The following is a 25,448-nucleotide window of genomic DNA, read 5'->3' on the forward strand; positions in this document are numbered from 1 at the left end:
TCGGCGGCCGCACCACCATACTGGCCGCCGTCGGCACTCCTCCCGTGACCGGCGTCAAACCCGGGCGGGACACGGGCCGAAGTGGTACGTCACTTGCCAAGTCGGGCGGCGGGGCCGCCCGGTTGCGGGCGCTGTCCGAGCGTGGCACACATCACAGCCACGGCCATGCCGCCCAGCAGGAAGCCGTACGAGCCGAGGCCCGCACCGAAGAGGAAGTCGCCCTCGGGTCTGGTGGCGGTCAGCAGCATGACCGCGACCAGCCAGCCCGCGGCGGGCGCGACGGCCCCGGCTCTGGTGCCGACCGCGCGCGCCCCTCCGTAGAAGGCGCCGGCGGCGCCGAGGAGCGCGATGAGCAACCCGGCCGGGAAGAAGCCGCCTTGGACGAGCGCGCCCGCGACGCCGACGAGGGCGCCGAGCACGAACAGCCCGAGGTAGGCGGCGAGCCGTCCCGCCCGCAGCGGCTGGGCGAGGAAGCCGCCCGCGGGCGCCGCCGCGGCCGCCGAAGCGGAACCCGAAGCGGAAGAGCCCCCGGCGGCCCCGGGGCCGGAGCCCCTGCCGGAGTCGGCCCCCGACGAGGCACGGGATCGCGTGCTCACAGCGCGGTCACCTCCGCCGCATCCGTCACCCTTTCGAGCCCCGCGAACAGATCGCTCTCGCGGGCCACGCCTTCCTTCGAGGGTCCCACGGTGCCCTGGGTCGACGCCTCTCCCCGCACCAACTCGTAATACTCCACGTCGAAGATCGGCTGCGCGAGGTCGTTGGAGAGGACGAAGAGCGGCCCGCTCACCGTGATCTGGGTGGCGTGGGCCGCCATGGCCGCCGCCTTGGCCGCCTTATGGGGCCGGCCGTCGATCTCCGTCGTGATCCGCTCGTCGTCCGTGACGCCGGGCACGTCCGCGACGGCGGCGGGCGTGCGGAAGGGTGAGTGCGCCAGCGCGCCCCCCATCCACCGGAACCTTTCCTCGACCACCGAGCGCGGGGCGCGGTTCCAGTAGATCTTGCTGATGGTGTGCGGGTCCCCCAGGTCGGCGCGGAAGGCACCCTCGGCCGCGAGGTCGGCGGCGCGCATGGCGACGCGGTGCGCCTGGATGTGGTCCGGGTGGCCGTAGCCCCCGTCCGGGTCGTACGTCACGAGCACCTGCGGGCGGACCTCGCGGATCACCTCGACGAGGTGCGCGGCGGCCTCGTCCAGGTCGGCCGACCAGAACGCGCCGGGGCGGTGGTTCTGCTCGACGCCCATCATCCCGGAGTCGCGGTAGCGCCCGGTGCCGCCGAGGAAGCGGTGGTCGGTGACCCCCAGCTCCTTCATGGCGGCGGCCAGCTCCCCGATGCGCTGGGCGCCCAGGGAGTCCTCCCGGTCGGCGGCGAGGTGGGCGAGCTCGGCCGGGATGACCTCGCCCTCCTCGCCCAGCGTGCAGGTCACCAGGGTGACCCCGGCGCCCTCGGCCGCGTACTTGGCCATGGTCGCGCCGGTGGTGATCGACTCGTCGTCGGGGTGCGCGTGCACGAGGAGCAGGCGCCGGGCGGGCAGTTCCGTCATGGGACCACCCTACGAGCACCGCGGCGACCCTTCAGAACGTGCGGGGCACGCCCCGAGGGGTCACGGCGGTCAGAACTTGATGTCGCCGATCATCCCCGCGACGTTCGTCGTCAGCTCGTTGATGGTCGGCGCGATGGACGAGCTCGCCAGGTAGAAGCCGAGGAGCATGCAGACGACCGCGTGCCCCGCTTTCAGACCTGACTTCTTGACCAACAGGAAGACGATGATCGCCAGCAGCACCACCGCCGAAATCGAGAGTGCCACGGCGGTCACCTCCAAGTCGTTGCCGTAACCCAGTGCGGACGCCAGCAGGTTCATACCCACCAAGCGCTACGGATCATAACTATCCGTGCGGACGCATGAGTCGGAGCACGGCAGCACAGGGGGGCGCATGCGCCATAAGGTCGGGGGATGACCTCCGAGAACCCCGGAAATCCCAGGCCCGGCGAGAGCCCGGCACAGCGGCTCTCCTTCCCGCGGCAGCACGCCCGGACGCAGCGTTTCACCCTGGGCGCGCCCCGCGCGTTCACGGTCGCGCCGGACGGCTCGCGCGTCGCCTTCCTGCGGTCGTCCGACGGCACGGACCGGGCCCAGCGGCTCTGGGTCCTGGATCTGGCGGACGGCGGCGCCGAGCGTGTCGCGGCCGATCCGCTGCTGCTCCTCGGCGGCGCGGCCGAGCGGCTCTCCGCCGCGGAGCGCGCCCGGCGCGAGCGCAGCCGCGAGGGCGGTGCGGGCATCGTGGGCTATGCGACGGACGCGGCCGTGGAGCTGGCGGCGTTCGCGCTGTCGGGCCGGCTCTTCACGGCGGAGCTGCGCGCGGGCACGGCCCGCGAACTGCCCGTGCCGGGGCCGGTGATCGACCCGCGCCCCTCGCCGGACGGGCGCCATGTGGCCTACGTCGCCCGGGGCGCCCTGCGCGTGACCGGGGCCGACGGCGCGGACGACCGTGCGCTCGCCGCCCCGGAGGCGGGCGAGGAGACCGTGACGTACGGCGTCGCGGAGTTCATCGCGGCCGAGGAAATGGCGCGTTATCGCGGGTTCTGGTGGTCTCCGGAGTCGGACCGGCTGCTGGTCGCGCGGGTCGACGACGCGCCCGTGCAGCGCTGGTACATCGCGGATCCCGCGCACCCGGACCGCGAGCCGGCCGCCGTCGCCTACCCGGCCGCGGGCACGCCCAACGCGGACGTGCGGCTGTTCGTCCTGGGCCTGGACGGGTCGCGCGTCGAGGTGGTCTGGGACCGGGTCCGCTTCCCGTATCTCGCGCGCGTGCACTGGTCGGCGGACGGCGCGCCGCTGCTCCTCGTGCAGTCCCGCGACCAGGGCAGCCAGCTGTACCTCGCGGTGAACCCGGACGACGGGGCGACGCGGATGGTGCATGCGGAGGAGGATGCGGAATGGCTGGAACTTTTCGCCGGTGTGCCGTGCTGGTCGCCCAGTGGCAAGCTGGTGCGGATCGTCGACGAGGGCGGCGCGCGGGTGCTCGCCTGGGGTGAACGGCCGCTGACCGGACCGCAGTTGCACGTCCGTGCCGTGCTCGACGTGACCGAGGAGGACATCCTGGTCGCGGCGTCGGCGGGCGAGGAGGCGGCCGACCCGGAGACCGGCGAGGTGCACGTCTACCGCGTCAACGAACTGGGCGTGGAGCGCGTCTCGCGGGAGCCGGGCGTGCACTCGGCGGTCCGCGCGGGCGGCGTGACCGTGCTGGTGTCGGCCACCCTGGACCGTCCCGGCGCTCGGGTCCAGGTGCTGCGCGAGGGCAAGCAGGTGGCGACCGTCGCCTCACACGCCCAGCGCCCAGGGCTCACGCCGCGCGTGACGCTCACGGAAGGGGGCACACGCAGGATTCCGTGCGCCGTCCTGCTCCCCACGGATTACAAGGAGGGCGACGGGCCCCTTCCGGTTCTGCTCGATCCGTACGGCGGCCCGCACGGCCAGCGCGTCCAGCGTGCGCACAACATCTTCCTGACCTCGCAGTGGTTCGCCGACCAGGGCTTCGCGGTGGTCGTCGCGGACGGCCGCGGCACCCCGGGCCGCTCCCCCGCGTGGGAGAAGTCGGTCAAGAACGACATGACACTCACGCTCGACGACCAGGTCGACGCGCTGCACTCCCTCGCGGCGACCGGGGAGTACCCGCTCGACCTGGACCGGGTGGCGATCCGCGGCTGGTCCTACGGCGGCTACCTCGCGGGCATGGCGGCGCTGCGGCGCCCCGACGTCTTCCACGCGGCGGTGGTCGGCGCCCCGGTGACGGACCTGCGGCTCTACGACACGCACTACGAGGAGCGCTACCTCGGCGACCCGGCGAAGAACCCGGAGGTGTACCGCAAGAACTCCCTCATCTGGGACGACGGCCTGGTCGAAGCGGCCGAGCCGCACTGCCCGATGCTGATCGTGCACGGCCTGGCCGACGACAACGTGGTGGTGGCGCACGGCCTGCGGCTGTCCTCGGCGCTGCTGGCCGCGGGCCGCCCGCACGAGGTCCTGCCGCTGTCGGGCGTCACCCACATCACCCCGCAGGAACAGGTCGCGGAGAACCTGCTGCTGCTCCAGGTGGACTTCCTGAAGCGGTCGCTGGGCCTGTAGCGGGCCGCGCACGGGCGGACGGACGAGAAGAACCGGCCGGGGTGACATGGCGCACCCCGGCCGGTCTACGGCACCCGCACGGCCGTACGCCTCCAGCGTGCACCGCCCGTATATCGGCGCCACGACGGCGGCATTACCCGTGCGTTAAGCGTCCGCCGGGCTACGGCACGACCTGCTTCTCCTCGGCGAAGTGACAGGCCGAGTCGTGTGCGGCGGGGCTGTCGGCGAGCCGGAACTCGGCGGGCACGGCGAGCTCGGGCACCTCCAGGCGGCACCGCTCCTGCGCCTTCCAGCAGCGGGTGCGGAACCGGCAGCCCGAGGGCGGGTTCGCGGGCGAGGGCACGTCGCCGCTGAGGATGATCCGCTCCCGGTGCTCGCGCGCCTCGGGGTCGGGGACCGGCACGGCGGAGAGCAGCGCCTGGGTGTAGGGGTGCGTCGGGTGTTCGTAGATCTGCTGGTCCGAGCCGATCTCCACGATCCGTCCCAGGTACATCACGCCGACCCGGTCGGAGATGTGCCGCACGATGGACAGGTCGTGGGCGATGAAGACGTAGCTCAGGTCGAACTCGTTCTGGAGCTTGTCCAGGAGGTTGACGACCTGCGCCTGGACGGAGACGTCGAGCGCGGAGACCGGCTCGTCGGCGACGATCACCTCGGGCCGCAGCGCGAGCCCCCGCGCGATGCCGATGCGCTGGCGCTGGCCGCCGGAGAACTGGTGCGGATAGCGGTTGATGTACTCGGGGTTGAGCCCGACCACGTCCAGGAGCTCCTGCACCTTCTGCCGGCGCGAACCCTTCGGGGCCACCTCGGGATGGATCTCGTACGGCTCCCCGATGATGTCGCCCACCGTCATCCGCGGATTCAGCGAGGTGTAGGGGTCCTGGAACACCATCTGGATGTTGCGGCGGACCGCCTTCAGCGCGCGCCCGGACAGCTTCGTGATGTCCTCGCCCTTGTAGCGGATCTCGCCCGCCGTCGGCCGCTCCAGGTTGACCAGCATCTTCGCGACGGTCGACTTGCCGCAGCCGGACTCCCCCACGATGCCGAGCGTCTCGCCCTGGCTGAGGTCGAAGTCGACGCCGTCCACGGCCTTGACCGCGCCGACCTGCTTGCGGATCAGGATTCCCTGGGTCAGCGGGTAGTGCTTGACCAGGCCGCGCACCTGGAGGATGGGCTCGTGTCCGGAGGCCGAGCCGTGCGCCGCGAAGTCGGACTCGGCCCGCGCCTTGTCCATCAGCTGCCGCGCGGTCTCGCCCTCCTCCTCCAGCTGCTTCTTGCTGACGTGTTCACCGTGCGGCACTGAGCGTCTCCTTCCAGAAGTGGCAGGCGCTCCTGCGGTCGGCGGCGAGGCCCTCGTACGTCACCTCGGCGAGCGGCGGCTCGTCGGTGCGGCAGACGTCCTGGGCCATGGGGCAGCGGGGGTTGAAGGCGCAGCCGGGCGGGATGTTCATGAGGTTCGGCGGCAGGCCCTTGATCGCGTAGAGCTCCTGGCCCTTCTGGTCCAGGCGCGGGATCGATTCGAGCAGGCCCCGGGTGTACGGGTGGGCGGGGGCCTTGTAGATCTCGTGGACGGGGGCCTTCTCGACGATGCGGCCCGCGTACATCACGGCGATCGTGTCGGCGACGTCCGCCACCACGCCGAGGTCGTGGGTGATGAGGATCAGGCCCATGTTCATCTCGCGCTGGAGCTCGGCGAGCAGGTCCATGACCTGGGCCTGGACGGTCACGTCGAGGGCGGTGGTCGGCTCGTCCGCGATGATCAGCGAGGGTTCGAGCGCCATCGCCATGGCGATCATGATGCGCTGGCGCATGCCGCCGCTGAACTGGTGCGGGTACTGCCCCACGCGCTCCTTGGCGGCCGGGATGCGCACCCGGTCCATCAGCTCGACGGCCTTGGCCTTCGCGTCCTTGCGGGACATGCCCTTGTGGACGACGTACATCTCGCCGAGCTGTTCGCCGACGCTGAGCACCGGGTTCAGCGAGGAGAGCGCGTCCTGGAAGATCATCGCCATGCCGGCGCCGCGGACCTTGCGCCGCTCGTCCTCCTTGAGCTTCAGGAGGTCCTGGCCCTGGAAGAGGATCTCGCCCGAGGTGATCCGCCCCGGCGGGATGTCGAGGATGCCCATCACCGCCTGGGCGGTCACGGACTTGCCGGAGCCGGACTCGCCGAGCACGGCGAGGGTCTCCCCGGCGTCGACGCTGTAGTCGACGCCGTTGACGGCCTTGGCGACCCCGTCGCGGGTGTGGAACTCCACGTGCAGATCGCGCACTTCGAGCAGCATGGGCGGCTACCTCAGCTTCGGGTCGAGGGCGTCGCGCACCGCGTCGCCGAGCATGATGAACGCGAGCACGGTGATCGCCAGGGCCCCGGCCGGCCAGAGCAGCATGTGCGGGGCGTTGCGGATGTACTGGGAGGCGGCCGAGATGTCGATGCCCCAGCTCACCGTCGGCGGCTTCAGGCCGACGCCGAGGTACGAGAGCGTCGCCTCCAGGGCGATGTACGTACCCAGCGCGATGGTCGCCACGACGATCACCGGGGCGACGGCGTTCGGCGTGATGTGGCGCAGCAGCATCCGGGAGTTGGAGGCGCCGAGCGCCCGCGCCGCCTGGACGTAGTCGTTCTGCTTGGCGGTGATGACGGAGCCGCGCGCGATGCGGGAGATCTGCGGCCAGCCGAGCAGCACCATGAAGCCGACCACCGGCCACACCGTCGAGCTGGTCACCACCGACAGGAGCACCAGGCCGCCGAGAACGACGGGGATGGCGAAGAAGATGTCGGTGATGCGGGAGAGGATCGAGTCCCAGATCCCGCCGAAGAACCCGGCGAGCCCGCCGAGCACGCTGCCGAGGATCGCGACGCCGAGCGTGGCGCAGACGCCGACGGTGACCGAGACCCGGGTGCCGTACACGACCCGCGTGTAGACGTCGCAGCCCTGTTCGTTGAAGCCGAAGGGGTGGCCGGGCGCCGAGCCCTTGCGGGCGTTTTCGAGGTTGCAGTCGAGCGGGTTGCCGGAGGCGATCAGCGAGGGCCAGATCGAGATCACGACGAGGAAGACGATCACCAGGCCCGAGACGATGAAGATCGGGTTGCGCCGCAGGTCGTGCCAGGCGTCCGACCACAGGCTGCGCGCCGGGGAGGAGGGACCCGTACCGTCGGGCCCGCCCGGGGCCAGGGAGGTCGCCTCGCTCGTGGCCAGGTCCATCGCGCCGCCCGCACCGGTCGCGGCGATGGCGCCCTGCGGCTCCATGGGTTCAGGCATAGCGGATCCTCGGGTCGAGTACGGCGTACAGGAGGTCGACGATCAGGTTGGCCACCAGGAAGACCAGGACGAGGACCGTCACGAAGCCGACGACGGTCTGCGTGCTCTGCCGCAGGATCCCCTGGTAGAGCTGGAAGCCGACACCGTGGATGTTGAAGATCCGCTCGGTGACGATCGCGCCGCCCATCAGCGCGCCCACGTCCGTGCCGATGAAGGTCACCACGGGGATCAGCGAGTTGCGCAGCAGGTGCCGGGTGATGACGCGGCGCCGGGGCAGGCCCTTGGCGACGGCGGTGCGGACGTAGTCGGCGCGCCGGTTCTCCGCGATGGAGGTGCGGGTCAGGCGGGTCACGTACGCCAGGGACACCGAGGCGAGCACGAGGCCTGGGACGAGCAGTTCGTTGAAGGGCGCCTCCGGGGACACGGAGGGTTTGATCACGCCCCAGTTGACGCCGAGCAGCAGTTGCAGCACGAGGCCGGTGACGAAGGTGGGGATGGAGATGACGACGAGCGTCAGGAGCAGCACCACGGTGTCGATCGGCCGGCCGCGGCGCAGCCCGGTGAGCACGCCCAGCGAGATGCCGATGACGATCTCGAAGACGATCGCGACGATCGTGAGCCGGATGGTGACCGGGAAGGCGGCCGACATCAGCTCGGTGACCTTCTGGCCGTTGAAGGCGGTGCCGAAGTCGCCGGTGAAGACGTTGCCCATGTACGTGAGGTACTGCTGCCACACCGGCTTATCGAGGCCGAACTCCTTCTTCAGCTGGGCGGCCGTGGCCGGGTCGCACTGGCGGTCGCCGCACAGGCCCGCGACGGGGTCGCCCATCACGTTCACCATCAGGAAGATCAGCAGCGTGGCGCCGAAGAAGACCGGGATCATCTGCAGCAGACGCCGGATCACATAACGTCCCATGGGGGCTCCGGGATTAGGGGGAGCGGCCGCCGGGCGCCGTCAGCGGGCCGGCGGCCGCTCCCGGCGTCTCAGTTGACCTTGATCTCGTTGTAGACCGGCACGCTGAACTGGTTCAGCGAGACGTCGGAGACCTTGTCGGAGTAGCCGGCGCTGCCGTTCTGGTACCAGAGCGGGATGGACGCCATGTCCTTGGCGAGGATCTTCTCGGCGTCCTGGAACTTGGTGACGGCCTTGGCGGTGTCCGTCTCCGCGTTGGCCTCGTTGACGAGCTTGTCGAAGTCCTTGCTGGAGTACTTGCCGTCATTGGACGGGGCGTCGGTGAAGTACGTCGGCTCCAGGAAGTTCTGGATCAGCGGGTAGTCCATCTGCCAGCCCGAGCGCCAGACGCCGTCGAGCTCCTGCTTGGACGCCTTGCTGCGGAAGTCGGCGAAGGTGCCGACGGGGTTGCCGACGCAGGCCTTGTCCTTGCCGAGCGCCTTGTTGATGGAGTTGCAGACGGCGTCGACCCACTCCTTGTGCGAGCCGGTGTCCGCGTTGTACGTGACCTTGAGGGTGCCGCCGGGGATGCCGCCGCCCTCCTCGACCAGCTTCTTGGCCTGCGCCGCGTCGTACGTGCAGGCGTCGCCGCAGAGGCCGGACTTGTAGCCGCCGTCCTCGCCGAGCACCGGGGAGGTCCAGTCGGTGGCGGGCGTCCGCGTCTTCTCGAAGATCGTGTCGGTGATCTGCTCACGGTTGATCGCCATGGACAGGCCCTGGCGGACCTTCTCCATGCCCGGCTTGGTCCACTTGCTGTCGTAGAAGGGGAAGGCCAGGGTCTGGATGATGCCGGCGGGGGTGTTGATGTACCGGTCGCCGAGGTCGGCCTTGGCGTTCTTGAGCTGGGAGGCGGGCACGTCGTCGACGAGGTCGAGGTTGCCGGCCATCAGGTCGGTGTAGGCGGTGTTGTTGTCGGTGTAGACCTTCATGTCCACACCGCCGTTCTGCGCCTTGTCGTCGCCCGGGTACTTGTCCCACTTCCGCAGGGCCATCTTCGAGCCCTTGGTGTACGAGTCCACGGTGTACGGGCCGTTGCCGACGGGTTTCTTGAGCCAGCCGTCGTGGTCGTCGTAGAACGCCTTGGGCAGCGGCGCGAAGGCCGGATAGCCGAGGGTGTCGGGCCAGGTGGAGAACTTCTGGCTGAGCTTGACGGTGAACGTCTTGTCGTCGACGACCTTCAGCCCGGAGAGCGTCTGGGCGCTCGCGTCGCCCTTCTCCGGGTGGACCTTGTCGTACCCCTCGATATAGCCGAAGAAGTACGCGTTCTTCTGGTTGTTCTTGAGGTTGGCGCCGTAGTTCCAGGCGTCGACGAAGGACTTCGCCGTGACCTTCTCGCCGTTGCTGAAGGTCCAGCCGTCCTTGACCTTGACCGTGAAGTTCTGGGCGTCCTCGGTCTCGATCGACTCGGCGAGCATGTCCTTGGCCTCGCCGGTCTTCGGGTCGTACCGCTTCAGACCCCGGAAGATCATGTCGAGGATCTTGCCGCCCTGGACCTCGTTGGTGTTGGCGGGCTCGAGCGGGTTCTGCGGGTCGCCCCAGGAGGAGCTGACGATGCCGGAGCCGTCGCCGCCACCGCCGCCGCTCCCCCCGCCACCACAGGCCGTCGCCGCGAGGGCGACGGCCACCGCACCTGCGGCCCACTTGGCGTGCGTGGCTCCACGCATGGAGTCCTCCTGTCCCGTTCCTGCTGTTCCGACCGTCTGCGATGCGTGAGCTACCTCACGTATCGCCAAATATCGCCGCAGGAGGAATGAACCGCACATTTACTCCACCCGTACGAGGAGGAGGCCATCCGGATGTACGCATTCCGAGACACTCGCGCCCGTATATCGGACTCATTGCCGGAGCTACCCGCATATGCCCGATCTTGTCCATCACGCTTGATTACGCCAAGGCAATGTCAAAGCCAACATTGAGTCAAGCTCTGGTCAAGGATCCCAAGACCGACTCAAAGCGGCTCACGATTCATTGACCGCGTGGGAAACGCCTTGCGAAAGTCGCGCCTAGCCCGTAGGTGCTGGTTGTCCTGCGGATTCCTGATGACCCCTCCGGGCCTGGAGCGCCATGACCTCGCCAACTCCCGCCACTGCCGCCACGCTTGAAGTGACGGACAAGACCGACGGCACGCCGCCTTCGCCCAAGGACCAGGGCGGCAAGGGGCGTTCGCCGGGGCGGCTTGCCTGGAATCGGTTCAAGCGGGACAAGTCCGGCGTCATCGCCGCATGCGTCGTGCTCTTCTTCTTCGTCATCGCCATCTGCGCGCCGCTGATCGCGAAGGTGTACGGCAAGGACCCGTACACGACGTACGGCGTGAACGACCCGAGCCTGTTCAACGAGTTCAGCTATCCGATCAAGCCCAACGGCGGCATCGACAGCGAGTTCTGGTTCGGCATCGAGCCGCAGCTCGGCCGGGACGTCCTGACCTTCCTGCTGTACGGCATGCGCAACTCGCTGCTGATCGCGGCGGCGACGACGATCCTGGTGACGCTCATCGGCATCGCGGTCGGCATCACGGCCGGATACCTCGGCGGCAAGACCGACTACTTCATCGGCCGGGTCATCGACATCCTGCTGGCCTTCCCCTCGACGCTCTTCTTCATCGCCTTCTGGCCGGTGATGATCTCGGTGGTCGTGGCCCCGGAGGACAAGACGCCGACCTGGCTGACGGTCACCAGTCTCATCGCGGTGATGACGGCCTTCGGCTGGGCCTCCATCGCGCGACTGCTGCGCGGTGAGGTACTCGCCCTGCGCGAACGGGAATTCGTGGAGGCCGCGAAGGTGACCGGCGCCTCGCCGGCCCGGATCATCTTCAAGGAACTGCTCCCCAACCTGTGGACGCCGATCCTCATCCAGGCCACGCTCGCGCTCCCGATGTTCGTCACCGCCGAGGCCGGACTCGCCTTCCTGGGCGTGGGCCTTCAGGAGCCCACCCCCGACTGGGGCGTGATGATCCAGCGGGCCTCCGAGGTGTACGAGCAGGACATCACGTACATGGCCTTCCCCGGCATCGCGATGGTGATCTTCGTCGTCGCCTTCAACCTCCTCGGCGACTCGGTGCGCGACGCGCTGGACCCGAAGACCAAACGCTGACACTCCCCCTGCCGGGCACACGCGACGGGGCAGTGCCGGGCCGTTCTCCGCTCCTCTTCTTCGACAATCAGGGTTGGTAGCCACATGTCTCTCTCCCGCAGAAACTTCGTCATCGCCACATCGGTCGCGGCGGGCAGCACGATGGTCCTGTCCGCGTGCAGCAGCGGTGGATCCGGTGGCGGAGGCAAGGGCGGAAACCACGGCGGCGCCACGGAGTACACGGGTGCCAGCGTCAACATCGGCACCGCGGAGGACTCGAAGGGCCCCGCCCCCGAGGTCGCGGGCGCGAAGAAGGGCGGCACCATCTACGGCGTCGCCGAGGACGACGTGTCGCACATGGACCCGCAGCGCATCTACTTCGCGTACAACTCCTCGGTCGCCAACCTCTACGCGCGCACCCTCACCGGCTACTACATCGACGACAAGGGCAAGATGACCCTGGTCGGCGACCTCGCCACCGACGTCGGCAAGGCGTCCAAGGACAACAAGACCTGGACCTTCACGCTGAAGGACGGTCTGAAGTGGCAGGACGGCAGCGAGCTGACGGTCGAGGACGTCCGGCACGGCTTCGAGCGCGCCTGGGCCTCGTTCATCACCGAGGGCGCCGCGTACGTCCAGATGGCCCTGACCGGCAAGGGCTCCAAGTGGCGTGAGGGCTACAAGGGCCCGTACGACGGCGACCACCTGGACTCGATCGCCATCGACAAGAAGAAGAAGACGATCACCTTCAAGCTGAAGGAAGCCCGCCCGGACTTCAACTTCACGCTGGCGATGCACTCGTACGCCGCCACTCCGGTGAAGCACGACACCAAGGAGAAGTACGACAAGGCGCCGTTCTCCTGCGGCCCCTACATCGTCAAGAACCGCTCCATCGACAAGTCGATGACGCTGACGCGCAACAAGCACTGGGACCCGAAGACGGACCCGATCCGCACCGCCTACCCGGACAGCTTCGAGTTCGAGTTCGGCCCCACGGGCCTTGACTCCTGCGACCGATTCATCTCGGACCAGGGCAAGGACCAGCAGATGATCGCCATCTACGAGAACATCCCGGCCGAGCGCATGCAGAAGGTCCTCAGCGACCCGAAGCTCAAGGAGCGCACCTTCAACGGCCTGTCCTCGGGCACGTACTACTACGCCATCAACACCAAGCGCATCACCGACGTCGAGGTCCGCAAGGCCCTCAACGTCGCCTGGCCGCTGGAGCAGATCCGCCGGATCTACGGCGGCGAGTCCGCGGGTGACCTCGCGACGACGATCCTCAGCCCCGACATCATCGGCCGCGAGAAGTTCGACGTCTTCGGCAAGCTGAAGAAGCCCGCGGGCGACCCCGCGGCCGCCAAGGCGATCCTGAAGAAGGCCGGCAAGCTCGGCCAGAAGATCGTCTACGCCTTCCCGCAGCGCCCCACGTACGACAAGACCAAGGTCGTCATCGAGAACGCGCTGAAGGCCGCGGGCTTCGACCCGGTCATCAAGCCGCTCAACTCGACGGACTACTACGACCAGGCGCAGCGCATCGACAACAAGTTCGACGTCATGTGGTTCGGCTGGTCCCCGGACTGGCCGACCGCCTACACGCTGATCCAGCCGCTCTTCGACGGCGACGCGATCGGTGACGGCCAGAACAACATCTCCCAGACCGACATCCCCTGGATCAACGAGGCGATCAAGAAGAACGCGGTCATCTCGGACGTGGAGGAAGCGGGCAAGGCCTGGGCCGAGCTCGACAAGAAGATCATGACCGAGGTCGTGCCGATCATCCCGGAGACCTACCAGCGCCGCTTCTACCTGCACGGCTCCAAGGTCGGTGGCGCCCAGCACGACCCGCAGTTCGCGGCGACGCTGATCTACAAGACGTACGTCAAGGCCTGACGACCGGCCCCTGAGGCGGGGCGGCTCCCCCACCGGGACCGCCCCGCCCCCTCCTCACCCACGGCATCCGTCAGGAAACCCAACTGCCATGCTCCGCTTCCTCCTTCGCCGCATCGCCGGTGGCGCGGTGATCCTGCTGATCATCAGCGTTCTCGTGTTCATCCTCTTCTACGCCGCCCCGCGCGACCCCGCCCGGCTGGCCTGCGGCAAGGTCTGCTCCCCGGAGACGCTGGACCTGGTGCGGCACAACCTGGGGATCGCCGATCCGCTTCCGGTGCAGTACTGGCACTGGTTCGAGGGCCTGTTCGTGGGCCGTGACTACGCCAGTTACGGCAACTGTCCGGCGCCCTGCCTGGGTTACTCCTTCCGCAACCGCGAGCCGGTCCTCGGCACGATCATGGACCGCTTCCCGACCACCGTCTCGCTGTCGCTGGGTGCCGCGGCCGTCTTCGTCGTCTTCGGTGTGGGCGCCGGCATGCTGGCCGCCGTCAAGCAGGGCAAGGCCGTCGACAAGATCGCCTCGTCCGCCTCGCTCATCGCGTCCTCGCTGCAGATCTACGTCGTCGGCGTCTTCGCCGTCTACCTCTTCGTGAACCAGCTGCAGTGGATGGACCGGCCGCAGTACACGCCGATCACCGAGAACCCCGGTGACTGGTTCTCCGGCCTGCTGATCCCGTGGCTCGTGCTCTCCCTGATCTTCACGGCCAACTACACCCGCATGACGCGCTCCCAGATGGTCGAGACGCTCAGCGAGGACTACGTCCGCACGGCGCGCGCCAAGGGCCTCTCCGGCCGCTCGGTCTTCTTCCGCTTCGCCTGGCGGGGAGCGATGGGGCCGATCGTCACCATCTTCGGCCTCGACCTGGGTGTGCTCCTCGGCGGCGCGATCATCACCGAGAAGACCTTCGCCCTGCACGGCATCGGCGACCTCTCGGTCCGTGCGGTCAACACGAGCGACCTGCCGATGCTGCTCGGTGTCGTCCTGGTCGCCGCCACCGCCATCGTCGTCTTCAACATCATCGTCGACGCGGTGTACGCCCTCATCGACCCGCGCGTGCGCCTCGCCTAGGGAGCCGGAAACCATGAGCACCCCCTTCCTCTCCGTACGCGACCTGCGCGTCCACTTCTCCACCGAGGACGGCGTCGTCAAGGCCGTCGACGGGCTCGACTTCGACCTGGAGAAGGGCAAGACCCTCGGCATCGTCGGCGAGTCCGGCTCCGGCAAGTCGGTGACCAACCTCGCCATCCTGGGCCTGCACCACAAGGACAGCACCGCCATCGACGGCGAGATCCTCCTGGACGGCCAGGAGCTCCTCACCGCCACCGAGCGGGAGCTGGAGCGCCTGCGCGGCAACAAGATGGCGATGATCTTCCAGGACGCGCTGGCCTCGCTGTCGCCGTACCACACCATCGGCCGGCAGATCGGCGAGACGTACCGCAAGCACACCGGCGCCTCCAAGAAGGAGGCGCGGGCGCGGGCCGTCGAGATGCTGACGAAGGTCGGCATCCCGCAGCCCGACCTGCGCGTGGACGACTACCCGCACCAGTTCTCCGGCGGTATGCGCCAGCGCGCGATGATCGCGATGTCGCTGGTCTGCAACCCCACGCTGCTGATCGCGGACGAGCCGACGACGGCGCTCGACGTGACCGTCCAGGCGCAGATCATGGACCTCCTGAAGGACCTCCAGCAGGAGTTCGGCACGTCGATCGTCTTCATCACCCACGACCTCGGCGTGATCGCCGACATCGCGGACGACGTCCTCGTGATGTACGGCGGCCGGTGCGTGGAGCGCGGCACGAAGAAGGAGGTGCTGCGCTCGCCGCAGCACCCCTACACCTGGGGTCTGCTGGGCTCCATGCCGTCGCTCGACGGCCCGGTGGACGTGCCGCTCTCGCCGATCCCGGGCACACCGCCGAGCCTGCTCAACCCGCCGTCCGGCTGCCGCTTCCACCCGCGCTGCGCGTTCACCGAGCAGGTCGGGAACGGGCGCTGCTCGGGCGAGCAGCCGCCGCTCGAACTGGCCGGGGGCCGGGGCGCCGCCTGCCACCTCACGGCGGCACAACGGACCGAATTCTTCGCGGACTTCGCGGGCTCGCGGACCGACTGACGTACAAGAGACGGGATTTCACGACGATGAGCAGCACCACTCCCACTCCTCTCCTGGACGTCACGGGTCTGACCAAGCACTTCCCGGTGATGGGCGGCTTCCCGTTCAAGCGGAAGATCGGCGCCGTGCAGGCCGTGGACGGCCTGGACTTCACCGTGGCCGAGGGCGAGAGCCTGGGCCTGGTCGGCGAGTCCGGCTGCGGCAAGTCGACGACGGGCCGGCTGATCACGCGCCTGCTGGAGCCGACGGGCGGGAAGATCTCCTACCGCGGCCAGGACATCACGCACGCCTCGCGCAAGCAGCTGGCGCCGGTCCGCTCGGAGATCCAGATGATCTTCCAGGACCCGTACGCGTCGCTGAACCCGCGGCAGACGGTCGGCAAGATCATCTCGGGGCCGATGGAGGTCAACGACATCAACCCGCCGGGCGGCCGCGAGGCCCGTGTGCGGGAGCTCCTGGAGACGGTCGGCCTCAACCCCGAGCACTTCAACCGCTTCCCGCACGAGTTCTCCGGCGGTCAGCGCCAGCGCATCGGCGTGGCCCGCGCGCTGGCCCTGGAGCCCAAGCTGATCGTGGCGGACGAGCCGGTGTCGGCGCTGGACGTCTCGATCCAGGCGCAGGTGGTGAACCTGCTCCAGAAGCTCCAGAAGGACCTCGGGATCGCGTTCCTGTTCATCGCGCACGACCTGGCCGTGGTCCGCCACTTCTCGCAGCGCGTGGCGGTCATGTACCTGGGCCGGATCGTGGAGATCGCGGACCGCGAGGACCTGTACGACAACCCGCGCCACCCCTACACCAGGGCGCTCCTGTCGGCGGTGCCCGAGGCGACGGCGGACGACGTGCCGCGGCGCGAGCGGATCCTGCTCAAGGGAGACGTGCCGTCGCCGGTCAACCCGCCCTCGGGCTGCCGGTTCCGCACCCGCTGCTGGAAGGCGACGGACAAGTGCGCCACCGACGACCCGCCGCTGGTCCAGATCGACGGCAACCGCGCCGGCCACCTCACGGCGTGCCACTTCCCGGAGGACTCCGCGGAGCTGGCGGTGCCGTCGGCCCGCAAGTCGCTCTGACGCCCGCCGTGGCCTGACGCCGAGCCGACTCCGGCGTCAGGATCCCACTCAGCTTTCCGAGCCGGGGCCCGCCCACCCTTCCGGGCCGGCCCCGCTTGCCGGAACCGGCCCGCCCACCCATTGACCCGAGCGGGGCGCGGCCGGTTCCGGGCCGGGGGCCAGGAGGATGATGCCGGACATGAACACACCGGACAGGAACACACCGGACACGGACCCGGTGGACACGGACGCGCAGGACTCGGCCCACCCCGCCGAACCGCCCGGCGCGATCCGGCTGCCCCACTACACGAAGGCCGAGCAGGAGGAGATCCTGGGCGGCGGCGCGGACCCCTTCGGTGTCGCGGACGCCGGCCTGAGCTGGCTGCCCAAGGAGGAGCACTTCGGCATACGCCACGAGGGCCGCCTCGTGGCGCACGCGGGCCTCCGGCGGCTGCCCCTGTCGGTCGGCGGCACCGACACGGAGGTCGTCGGCGTCGGCGGCGTGGCCGTCGCCCCCGACCTGCGCGGGCGGGGCCTCGCGCGGCAGGTCGTCGCGGCCGCCCTGGACCACGCCCGCACCCTGGGCCCGGACCACGCGCTCCTCTTCTGCCGCCCGCCGCTCGTCGCGCTGTACGCACGGCTCGGCTGGCACCCGCTCGACACCGGCGTCGACGTGGAACAGCCCGGGGACCGCGTGGTGGTGATGCCCCTGCGCACCATGGTGACGGCCCTGCACGACGACGCCGGGTGGCCGCAGGGCCGTGTGCGGCTGCGCTCGCTGCCCATGTGAGGCGGCCGGGGGCGAAGGGCTACCCGTCCGCCTCCACCTCCGTCACCGAGACCCACTTCCCCCAGCTCTCGATCTTCACCCTGAGCCACGAGGAGGACCAGGTCGTCCCGGACCAGGGGGCGTCCGTCGCGGTGCCGTGGGGCGTGAGGCCGCACTCCGTCAACGCCTCGCGCAGGAGCGCCACTTCGTGCCGTGCGACGCGCTCGCTCCCGTACTTCGTGATGCGATGGCGGGCGGTGGCTCCCTCGTCGCTGTAGTAGTCCGTGCCGTACTGGATCTGGTCGGGCGCGCGCCGCTTGTCCGCGTACGACCCGGGGCAGCTGCCGTTGCCGCCCACCCGCGGCAGCGGGAGCTTCTCGGTGACGTCCTCCTCGTCGCCCTTCCAGTGCCACTTCTCGTGGTCCGGCATCCGCTCGGGCGGCAGCAGGCGGACCACGCCGCCGACCATGAACGGGTTCTTCGTGGGCGTGGCAGCCGGGCGTACGTCCCGGCCCCGGTCACCGCCCCCGGGCACCGTCGCCACCACGGCCGCCCCCGCCACGACCGCGACCGCCGCGGCCACCAGCGCGGCCCGCTTGCGCGCCGTCCGCCGGGCGCCGCGCGCCCGCAGCTCCGCCCCGTCGGGCATCCGCACCGTGACGTCGTCCAGCAGTTCCTCGACCTTCACCTCAGCCATGGCTGGGCACCCCCTCGCCGCTGCACGCGGATGTGTCGGACAGACGCTCGCCGAGGACCTTCCTGGCCCGGCTCAGCCGGGTGCGGACGGCTCCGCTGGAGGCGCCCGTCTCCCGGACGACCTGCTCCACGGGAAGATCCAGGAGGTGGTGCAGGACCACCACCTGCCGTTGCTGGGGCGGCAGTTCGCGCAGGGCCGCCACCAGCGCCACCCGGTCCGCCGAGAGCTCGGGGACGTAGTCGGCCGCACCGTGCCGCCGATGGGCGCGCAGCCGGTTGCGCGTCCGGCGCCAGGTGCTGATGGCGAGCCGCTAGGCCACCGTCCGCACCCACGGCAGCGGGTCGCCCTCGCGCGTCAGCCGCTCCCACCGCTGCCACGCCCGTACGTACGCCTCCTGCACCGCGTCCTCCGCCTCCGCCAGGTCGCCGGTCATCGCGTAGACCGTGGCGACCAGCCGCTTGGCCGTGGCGGCGTAGAACGCGTCGAAGTCGGCGCAGCGATCCTGCTCCGCCGCTCCGGTCCGCTCAGCCATCGTCCGTCCCCGTCCGTCCCTCGTCCGACGGGCCGGTCCGCCCGCCGCTTCCGACTGATACACGCCGGGCGGGCCGGAGTTGTTACAGGCGGGTTCGGGTGTGTCGCCCGCCGGCGGAAGGCGGCGCCGGGTCGCGGGCCAGGCGCGTGCGGTTCCACGTCGTGGCGGACGCCGTCGTACGCCGGCTTCTGGCGCTGCAGCCCCTCCACCGCGAAGTCGGCGGCACGGGCCACCCGGCAGGAGACGGGGTCGTCGGCGCGATGGCCCAGCTCCAGCCGGTACAGCTCCCGTTCGGTGAAGCACCAGTGGGCCAGTGCCCGGCATCCCCGCGCGGCCACTCCCCTGCCCCGCGCGTGCGGCAGCGTCCAGTACGACACCCGGCCGGTGCCGTGGGACCGGTTCACGGCGCCCGCCACGACGTTCCCGAGGGCCCTGCCGTCGGTGTCCGTCACCGCGAAGGCGTAGGCCGTGCCCGCGTCCCGCTCCACGGCACGTCGCTCGGTCCAGCGGGACGCCGTCTCCGTCGAGTCCACCGGCAGGTCGGCCCGCGCCATCAGCGGCGCCGTGAAGGCGGCGAGGACGGCCGCCACGTCCTCATGGAAGCCCCCCACCCTTCCGCCCGCTCACCTGCCGACGTAGAGATCCCAGTCCCAGGCGCTCTCCCGGCACTCGTAGACCTTCCACATGCCCTTGTCCACGCCCGCCCTGCCGACCGACTCGCACTCGTTCTGGGACCAGTAGTCGTCGTAGAACGTCAGCTCCTGGACCTGGGGCGGCCGGTTCACCGCCGCCGACGCCGAGGCCGCGGTCAGGGGGACGGCCACCATCACGGCGCCCGCCAGCACGGCCGCCGACCTCACGAGCCGCTTCCGGGGTGTCGCTGCCATGGAATCACTTCCCCATGATGACGAGGGCGCTCGGTGCGCCCTCTCGTGTCTCCACCATGCGGCCCGCTTCCGGCGACGGCACCCCGGAAACACCGAGGGGCGCCCGGGACCTCATGGTCCCGGGCGCCCCTCGGTCACGCGTCGTGCCCGGCGCTCAGCCGACCAGTACCGCCTTCTCCTCGGCGAAGTGGCACGCGGACTCGTGTGCGGCAGGGGTGTCCTTGCCGGCGAAGCGCTCGGGGACCGCCAGGAGCGGGATCTCCGTCGCGCACTTGTCCTGCGCCTTCCAGCAGCGGGTGCGGAAGCGGCAGCCGGAGGGCGGGTTGGCCGGGGAGGGGACATCTCCGGTGAGGATGATGCGCTCCCGGCCCTCGCGGGCCTCCGGGTCCGGTACCGGCACCGCGGAGAGCAGCGCCTGCGTGTACGGGTGCGTCGGGTGGTCGTAGATCTGCTCGTCCGAGCCGATCTCCGCCATCTTGCCGAGGTACATCACGCCCACGCGGTCCGAGATGTGCCGGACGATCGACAGGTCGTGCGCGATGAAGATGTAGGACAGGTTGAACTCGTCCTGGAGCTTCTCCATCAGGTTGATGACCTGGGCCTGGACGGAGACGTCCAGGGCCGAGACCGGCTCGTCGCAGATGATGATCTCGGGGTTGAGCGCCAGGCCGCGCGCGATGCCGATGCGCTGGCGCTGACCGCCCGAGAACTGGTGCGGATAGCGGTTGATGTACTCGGGGTTGAGGCCGACCACGTCCAGGAGCTCCTGGACCTTCTGGCGCCGCGAACCCTTCGGGGCCACCTCGGGGTGGATCTCGAAGGGCTCCCCGATGATGTCGCCCACCGTCATCCGGGGGTTCAGGGACGTGTAGGGGTCCTGGAACACCATCTGGATGTTGCGGCGGACCGCCTTCAGCGCGCGCCCGGACAGCTTGGTGATGTCCTGGCCCTTGTAGAAGACCTCGCCGGCGGTGGCCCGCTCCAGCGTCATGAGGAGCTTGGCGACCGTGGACTTGCCGCAGCCGGACTCGCCCACGATGCCCAGCGTCTCGCCCTGGTACAGGTCGAAGGAGACGCCGTCGACCGCCTTGACCGCACCGATCTGCTTCTTGATCAGGATTCCCTGGGTGAGAGGGAAGTGCTTGACCAGGTTGCGGACCTGGAGGATCGGCTCGCCGCGCTCGACCGGCGCCTCGATGGCCGCGACGGCCTCCTCGGCGGTGGCCGCGTCGACCGTCTCCACCTCGGAGACGTTCGGCGTGGCGTCGGCGGGCTCGTCCGCCTTCGAGAGCTTCGAAGCCTTCGTCGGCTCAGCCATGGATCGTCTCCTTCCAGAAGTGGCACGCGCTGCCGCGGCCCGGCAGCTCCGCGCCGTCCTGCTCGGTCACCGGCACCAGGGCCGGGATCTCCGTGCGGCAGATGTCCTGCGCCTTGGGGCAGCGCGGGTTGAACGCGCAACCGCCGGGGATCTTGAGCAGGTTGGGCGGCAGGCCCTTGATCGCGTAGAGCTCCTGGCCCTTCTGGTCGAGGCGCGGGATGGAGTCCAGCAGGCCCCGGGTGTACGGGTGCGCCGGGCGCTTGTAGAGCTCGTGCACCGGAGCCGTCTCGACGATCCGGCCCGCGTACATGACCGCGATCTTGTCCGCGACGTCGGCGACGACGCCGAGGTCGTGGGTGATCAGGATCAGACCCATGTTGTACTCGCGCTGGAGCTCGGCGAGCAGATCCATGACCTGCGCCTGGACCGTCACGTCGAGCGCCGTGGTGGGCTCGTCCGCGATGATCAGGTCCGGCTCCAGGGCGAGCGCCATCGCGATCATGATGCGCTGGCGCATACCGCCGGAGAACTGGTGCGGGTAGTCGTTCACCCGCTCCCTGGCGGCCGGGATCTTGACCTTCTCCATCAGTTCGATGGCCTTGGCCTTGGCCTGCTTGCGGTTGAGCCCCTCGTGCACCCGGAACATCTCGCCGAGCTGGTAGCCCACCGAGAGCACCGGGTTGAGGGAGCTCAGCGCGTCCTGGAAGATCATCGCGATCTTGCGGCCGCGGATCTTCCTGCGCTCCTCGTTGGACATCTTGAGCATGTCCTGGCCGCGGAAGAGGATCTCGCCCTGCGGGATCTTCCCGGGCGGCATGTCGAGGATGCCCATGATCGCCTGGGCGGTCACGGACTTGCCGGAGCCCGACTCACCGAGGACGGCGAGCGTCTCGCCCGCGTCCACGCTGTAGTTGACGCCGTTGACGGCCTTGACCACGCCGTCGCGGGTGTGGAACTCGACGTGGAGGTCCTTCACGTCCAGGAGGCGGCCGCTCTTCTCCTCGCCCGAGCGGGGGGCGGGGATCGAGTCTTCCTTGATGTCGATGCTGGTCACGTACGCCTCCCTCAGCGCAGCTTCGGGTCGAGGGCTTCGCGTACGGCGTCACCCATCATGATGAACGCCAACACCGTGATGCTCAGCATTCCTGCCGGGAAGAACAGCGTGTGCGGGTTGTTCCGGATGTCCTGCGTGGCGTCCGAGATGTCGCCGCCCCACGAGATGGCGTCGTCGGCGAGGCCGAGACCCAGGTAGGAGAGCGTCGACTCGGCCACGATGTAGGTGCCGAGCGAGATGGTCGCCACGACGATCACCGGGGCGACCGCGTTCGGCAGGATGTGGCGGAACAGGATCCGCTTGGTCCCGGCGCCGAGCGCGCGTGCCGCCATCACGTAGTCGGCGTGCTTGGTCGTGATGACCGCGCCGCGCATCACGCGGGCGATCTGCGTCCAGCCGAGGAAGGCCAGCGCGCCCATGACCACCCACACGGTGCGGTTGGTGAAGGCGTTCAGGACGACCATCGCGCCGAGCAGGAACGGGATGCCGAAGAACACGTCGATGAGACGCGAGATCAGGCTGTCCCAGAACCCGCCGAAGTAGCCGGCGAGCATGCCGCACAGGCCGCCGAAGACGGTGACCAGGAGGGTCACGCCGACGCCGACCATGATGGAGTTGCGGGCGCCGTGCAGGACACGCGCGTAGATGCTGCGGCCCGTCCTGTCGTACCCGAACCAGTCCGCCTGGAAGAAGTGCGTCAGCTCGGGCTTGCCCAGGAAGTGCTTGGCCTGGTCGCCCGTGTTCGGGTCGACGTCGGTGAACAGGCCCGGGAAGGCCGCCACGACGAGCAGGATCAGGATCAGCACCGCCGAGATCACGAAGAGCGGGTTGCGCCGCAGTTCGCGCCACGCGTCGCCCCAGAGGCTGCGCGGCTTGCCGCCCGACGCCGGGGCCGAGACCGTGGACCCGGCCACGACTTCGTCCTTGGCGGCGACGGCTTCGTCGGTGCTTGAGGTCTTGGTGAGGTCAGGCATAACGGATCCTCGGGTCCAGGACCGCGTAGAGCAGGTCGACGAGCAGGCTGGCGAGGAGGTACACGAGCACCAGGACGGTCACGATGCCGACGATGACCGCGCCCTCACGGCGCGCCAGCGCCTGGAAGAGCAGGTTGCCGACGCCCGTCACGTTGAAGATGCCCTCGGTGATGACCGCGCCGCCCATCAGGGCGCCGATGTCCGTGCCCAGGTAGGTGACCACCGGGATCAGCGAGTTGCGCAGCAGGTGCCGGGTGATGATGCGCTGGCGCGGCAGGCCCTTGGCCACCGCGGTGCGCATGTAGTCCGCCTGCCGGTTCTCCGCGATCGAGGTTCTGGTCAGACGCGCCACGTAGGCGAGGCCGACCATGCCGAGCACCAGGGCGGGCACGAGCAGCTGGCTCATGTCCTCGGAGTCCTGGACCGTGGGTGTGATCCACCCGAGCTCGTTGCCGAAGAACAGCTGGCAGAGCAGACCGACCACGAAGATCGGGACGGAGATCACCAGGAGGGTGAAGAGCGTGACCGTGTTGTCGACGAAACGGCCGCGCCGGATGCCCGCGAGGACACCGAGGGTGATGCCGACGATGAGCTCGAACGTCCAGGCCATGGAGGCCAGTCGGATCGAGACCGGGAACGCCTGGGTGATCTCGTCCAGGACCGGCCGGTTGCCGGCGATGGTGTTGCCGAAGTCTCCTTGCAGCAGCCCGCCCATGTAGTGCAGGTACTGCTGCCAGAGCGGCAGATCGAGACCACGGTCGTGCCGGATCTGCGCGACCTGCGCGGGGTCCGGCGGCTTGTCGCCCCACAGCGCCCTTACGGGGTCGCCGGGGAGGACATTGACCATGATGAAGATCAGCAGTGTTGTCCCGATGAAGACCGGGATCATCTGGAGCAGTCGTCGCGCGACGTAGCGCCCCATTGGTGCCTCCGTCCAATCCGGAGCCGTCCGAAGCGACGCCCGGGATCGCCGGGCGTCGCTTCGGGAACGGACTTCCGTCGACTACTTCTCGAAGACCTGGACGTCCGTCAGGACCGGGTCGCCGGCCTGATCGAACTTCATGTTCTTCACGTTCGTCGAGTAGCCGGAGGTGATCTTGTTGTACCAGAGCGGGATGCCCGGGAACGTCTTGGCGAGCTCCTTCTCGGCCTCCTGGTACAGCTTGGCCGAGTCGTCGATCGTCTTGGCCGCGTCGGCCTTCTTGGTCAGCTCGTCGAACTTCTTGTCCGAGAACTCGCCCTTGTTGCCGTCGACGCCGGTGCCGTAGAGGTCGGACAGGAAGTTGCCGTTGAACGGGTAGTCGAGCACCCAGCCGGACCGGTACATGGCCTTGACCTGGCGCTTGTCACGCACCTCGGTGTCGGCCTGGAAGTCGGTCTTCGGGTCGCCGACGCACTTGACGCCGGTGTTCTTCTGGATGTCGTTGCAGACGGCCGTGACCCAGCCCTTGTGCGGCTGGTCGGCGTTGTACTGGATCGAGATCTTGTTACCCGGAACGCCGCCGCCGTCCTTGACGAACTGCTTGGCCTTCTTCGGGTCGAACTTGCAGTACTCGCCACAGGCGTCCGCCTGGTAGCCCTTCACGCCCTTGGCGACCCAGCCGGTGGCCGGCTCACGGGTGCCCGAGAAGGTGGTCTTGGCGATGGTCTCGCGGTCGATCGCCATCGACAGACCCTGGATGACCTTCACGTCGACGTCCTTGAACGTCTTGCTGTAGAAGGCCGGGTTGACCGTGTTGATCGCCGAGTAGTCGGACGTGATCGCGCGGTCGCCGAAGTCCTGCTTGTAGTTGGCGAGCTCGCTGTCCGGGATCTGCGGCATCGTGTCGACGTTGTTCGAGCGCAGGTCGTTGTAGGCGGCCTGCGGCGTCGTGTACGCCTTGAAGTTGATGCCGCCGTTCTTGGGCTTGTTGGCGCCCTTGTAGTCGGCCCAGGCGCTGACCTGGATCGACTTCTTGTGGTCCCAGCTCTTGAACTTGTAGGGACCGTTGCCGACCGGGGCCTCGCCGTACTTCTTCGGGTCCTTCAGCGCGGCCGAGGGCATCGGGTAGAACGGCGTGTAGACGAGCTTGTACGCGTAGTACGGGATGCCCGAGTTCAGCGTGATGGTGAAGGTGTTCTCGTCGACGACCTTCAGGCCGGACATGGCGTCCTTCTTGGCCTTGCCCTTGGCCGGGTGGACGTCGTCATAGCCGACGATGTCGCGGTACCAGGCGCTGTTCTGCTGGCCGTTCGCGGGGTTCGCGGCCCAGTTCCAGGCGTCCACGTACGACTTGGCGGTGACGGCCTCGCCGTTGTGGAACTTCCAGCCCTGCTTGAGCTTGACGGTCCACACCTTGTTCGCCTTGTCGGGCGTGACCGACTCGGCGTTCTCGTAGGTGATGTTGCCCTGCTCGTCGTAGTGGACCAGGCCCGTGAAGAGCGAGTCGATGACGACGCTGCCGTACGCCTCCATGGTGTTGGCCGGCTGCAGAGGGTTCTGCGGCTCACCGTTGGCGTAGCTGACGATCCCCTTCGGGTCGACCTTGCCACTGCCGTTGCTGCCCTTGTCGCTGCCGCCACAAGCGGTGGCAGTCAGCGCCACAACACCGGCTATCGCGACCCACTTGGCGCTCTTGGCACCACGCATGGGGTTCCTCCTCATGAGTCCACTTGTTCACTACGAGAGGGGGTACGTGAAACCGCGCCGACACCCCTGACGGCGAAGATCGAGTACCCCAGTGTGCTCGTGAGTCGGCGCTCCCCACAGCGCGTGACCCATTGACC

General features: G+C 69.1%; 23 protein-coding genes and 1 pseudogene. 7 read left to right on the forward strand and 17 right to left on the reverse strand.

Features of this window, described 5'->3' with window-relative positions; translation table 11 throughout:
• Window positions 1-89: 89 nt before the first annotated feature.
• The 3 genes from AB0L89_RS12795 to AB0L89_RS12805 form a co-directional block, all read right to left on the reverse strand.
• A complete protein-coding gene (locus AB0L89_RS12795; RefSeq protein WP_365139781.1) occupies window positions 90-458 on the reverse strand; it encodes a DUF6113 family protein in 369 nt (122 codons plus the stop codon).
• Window positions 459-592: 134 nt separating this feature from the next.
• Complete coding sequence (gene mshB / locus AB0L89_RS12800; RefSeq protein WP_365138854.1) at window positions 593-1,540, reverse strand: N-acetyl-1-D-myo-inositol-2-amino-2-deoxy-alpha-D-glucopyranoside deacetylase; 948 nt, start codon at window positions 1,538-1,540, stop codon at window positions 593-595.
• A gap of 69 nt (window positions 1,541-1,609) precedes the next feature.
• Window positions 1,610-1,804: a hypothetical protein gene (locus AB0L89_RS12805; RefSeq protein WP_055698844.1), complete on the reverse strand. Its 195-nt coding sequence runs from the start codon at window positions 1,802-1,804 to the stop codon at window positions 1,610-1,612.
• 147 nt (window positions 1,805-1,951) lie between these two features.
• Between AB0L89_RS12805 and AB0L89_RS12810 the strand changes: the two genes are divergently transcribed.
• A complete protein-coding gene (locus tag AB0L89_RS12810; RefSeq protein ID WP_365138857.1) occupies window positions 1,952-4,123 on the forward strand; it encodes a prolyl oligopeptidase family serine peptidase in 2,172 nt (723 codons plus the stop codon).
• Between the two features lie 160 nt (window positions 4,124-4,283).
• On the opposite strand, the gene AB0L89_RS12815 is transcribed toward AB0L89_RS12810, so the two are convergent.
• From AB0L89_RS12815 to AB0L89_RS12835, 5 genes are all read right to left on the reverse strand, one after another.
• On the reverse strand, window positions 4,284-5,357 hold the full coding sequence (locus tag AB0L89_RS12815) for a dipeptide ABC transporter ATP-binding protein (RefSeq protein WP_365139784.1): 1,074 nt from the start codon (window positions 5,355-5,357) through the stop codon (window positions 4,284-4,286).
• Window positions 5,358-5,409: 52 nt separating this feature from the next.
• Entirely contained in the window at window positions 5,410-6,405 is a 996-nt protein-coding gene (locus AB0L89_RS12820; RefSeq protein ID WP_365138860.1) for an ABC transporter ATP-binding protein, read from the reverse strand.
• A gap of 6 nt (window positions 6,406-6,411) precedes the next feature.
• Complete coding sequence (locus AB0L89_RS12825) at window positions 6,412-7,383, reverse strand: ABC transporter permease (protein ID WP_365138863.1); 972 nt, start codon at window positions 7,381-7,383, stop codon at window positions 6,412-6,414.
• Window positions 7,376-8,299 (reverse strand): ABC transporter permease, encoded by a 924-nt coding sequence (locus tag AB0L89_RS12830; protein ID WP_365138866.1) that lies wholly within the window; start codon window positions 8,297-8,299, stop codon window positions 7,376-7,378. Before AB0L89_RS12830 ends, AB0L89_RS12825 begins: the two co-directional genes overlap by 8 nt.
• Window positions 8,300-8,367: 68 nt before the next feature.
• Window positions 8,368-9,999, reverse strand: coding sequence for an ABC transporter substrate-binding protein (locus AB0L89_RS12835; protein ID WP_365138869.1), 1,632 nt, complete (start codon window positions 9,997-9,999; stop codon window positions 8,368-8,370).
• 400 nt (window positions 10,000-10,399) lie between these two features.
• On the opposite strand from AB0L89_RS12835, the gene AB0L89_RS12840 reads away from it, so the two are divergent.
• The 6 genes from AB0L89_RS12840 (at window position 10,400) to AB0L89_RS12865 (ending at window position 17,241) form a co-directional block, all read left to right on the forward strand.
• Window positions 10,400-11,425, forward strand: coding sequence for an ABC transporter permease (locus AB0L89_RS12840; protein ID WP_365138872.1), 1,026 nt, complete (start codon window positions 10,400-10,402; stop codon window positions 11,423-11,425).
• An 84-nt stretch (window positions 11,426-11,509) separates the two neighbouring features.
• Window positions 11,510-13,297 carry an ABC transporter substrate-binding protein gene (locus tag AB0L89_RS12845; protein WP_365138874.1) on the forward strand — a complete coding sequence of 596 codons (1,788 nt, stop codon included), beginning with the start codon at window positions 11,510-11,512 and terminating at the stop codon, window positions 13,295-13,297.
• A gap of 88 nt (window positions 13,298-13,385) precedes the next feature.
• Complete coding sequence (locus tag AB0L89_RS12850) at window positions 13,386-14,366, forward strand: ABC transporter permease (RefSeq protein ID WP_365138877.1); 981 nt, start codon at window positions 13,386-13,388, stop codon at window positions 14,364-14,366.
• 13 nt (window positions 14,367-14,379) lie between these two features.
• Window positions 14,380-15,405, forward strand: a complete 1,026-nt coding sequence (locus AB0L89_RS12855; protein ID WP_365138880.1) for an ABC transporter ATP-binding protein — start codon at window positions 14,380-14,382, stop codon at window positions 15,403-15,405.
• Window positions 15,406-15,431: 26 nt separating this feature from the next.
• Window positions 15,432-16,472 (forward strand): dipeptide ABC transporter ATP-binding protein, encoded by a 1,041-nt coding sequence (locus AB0L89_RS12860; RefSeq protein ID WP_365138883.1) that lies wholly within the window; start codon window positions 15,432-15,434, stop codon window positions 16,470-16,472.
• Between the two features lie 178 nt (window positions 16,473-16,650).
• On the forward strand, window positions 16,651-17,241 hold the full coding sequence (locus AB0L89_RS12865; protein WP_365138886.1) for a GNAT family N-acetyltransferase: 591 nt from the start codon (window positions 16,651-16,653) through the stop codon (window positions 17,239-17,241).
• Window positions 17,242-17,260: 19 nt separating this feature from the next.
• Here the strand turns inward: AB0L89_RS12865 and AB0L89_RS12870 are convergent, their stop codons facing one another.
• The 9 genes and pseudogenes from AB0L89_RS12870 to AB0L89_RS12910 all read right to left on the reverse strand — a co-directional run bounded on the left by AB0L89_RS12870 (window position 17,261) and on the right by AB0L89_RS12910 (window position 25,311).
• Window positions 17,261-17,917, reverse strand: coding sequence for a hypothetical protein (locus tag AB0L89_RS12870; RefSeq protein WP_365138889.1), 657 nt, complete (start codon window positions 17,915-17,917; stop codon window positions 17,261-17,263).
• A pseudogene (locus tag AB0L89_RS12875) lies at window positions 17,910-18,449 on the reverse strand (SigE family RNA polymerase sigma factor). The gene AB0L89_RS12870 and the pseudogene AB0L89_RS12875 overlap by 8 nt, the downstream one beginning before the upstream one ends.
• On the reverse strand, window positions 18,347-19,003 hold the full coding sequence (locus AB0L89_RS12880; RefSeq protein ID WP_365139787.1) for a GNAT family N-acetyltransferase: 657 nt from the start codon (window positions 19,001-19,003) through the stop codon (window positions 18,347-18,349). Before AB0L89_RS12880 ends, AB0L89_RS12875 begins: the two are co-directional and overlap by 103 nt.
• Window positions 19,004-19,072: 69 nt before the next feature.
• Window positions 19,073-19,336 carry a hypothetical protein gene (locus tag AB0L89_RS12885; protein WP_365138892.1) on the reverse strand — a complete coding sequence of 88 codons (264 nt, stop codon included), beginning with the start codon at window positions 19,334-19,336 and terminating at the stop codon, window positions 19,073-19,075.
• A gap of 154 nt (window positions 19,337-19,490) precedes the next feature.
• Window positions 19,491-20,654 (reverse strand): dipeptide ABC transporter ATP-binding protein, encoded by a 1,164-nt coding sequence (locus AB0L89_RS12890; protein ID WP_365138895.1) that lies wholly within the window; start codon window positions 20,652-20,654, stop codon window positions 19,491-19,493.
• Window positions 20,647-21,708: an ABC transporter ATP-binding protein gene (locus AB0L89_RS12895; RefSeq protein WP_365138898.1), complete on the reverse strand. Its 1,062-nt coding sequence runs from the start codon at window positions 21,706-21,708 to the stop codon at window positions 20,647-20,649. Before AB0L89_RS12895 ends, AB0L89_RS12890 begins: the two co-directional genes overlap by 8 nt.
• 11 nt (window positions 21,709-21,719) lie before the next feature.
• Entirely contained in the window at window positions 21,720-22,682 is a 963-nt protein-coding gene (locus tag AB0L89_RS12900; RefSeq protein ID WP_365138901.1) for an ABC transporter permease subunit, read from the reverse strand.
• Complete coding sequence (locus tag AB0L89_RS12905; protein WP_365138904.1) at window positions 22,675-23,604, reverse strand: ABC transporter permease; 930 nt, start codon at window positions 23,602-23,604, stop codon at window positions 22,675-22,677. The genes AB0L89_RS12900 and AB0L89_RS12905 overlap by 8 nt, the downstream gene beginning before the upstream one ends.
• An 81-nt stretch (window positions 23,605-23,685) precedes the next feature.
• Complete coding sequence (locus AB0L89_RS12910) at window positions 23,686-25,311, reverse strand: ABC transporter substrate-binding protein (RefSeq protein WP_365138907.1); 1,626 nt, start codon at window positions 25,309-25,311, stop codon at window positions 23,686-23,688.
• Window positions 25,312-25,448 lie beyond the last annotated feature (137 nt).

It is taken from the genome of Streptomyces sp. NPDC052114 (assembly GCF_040680155.1).
In the GTDB taxonomy this organism is placed as follows: Bacteria; Actinomycetota; Actinomycetes; order Streptomycetales; family Streptomycetaceae; genus Streptomyces.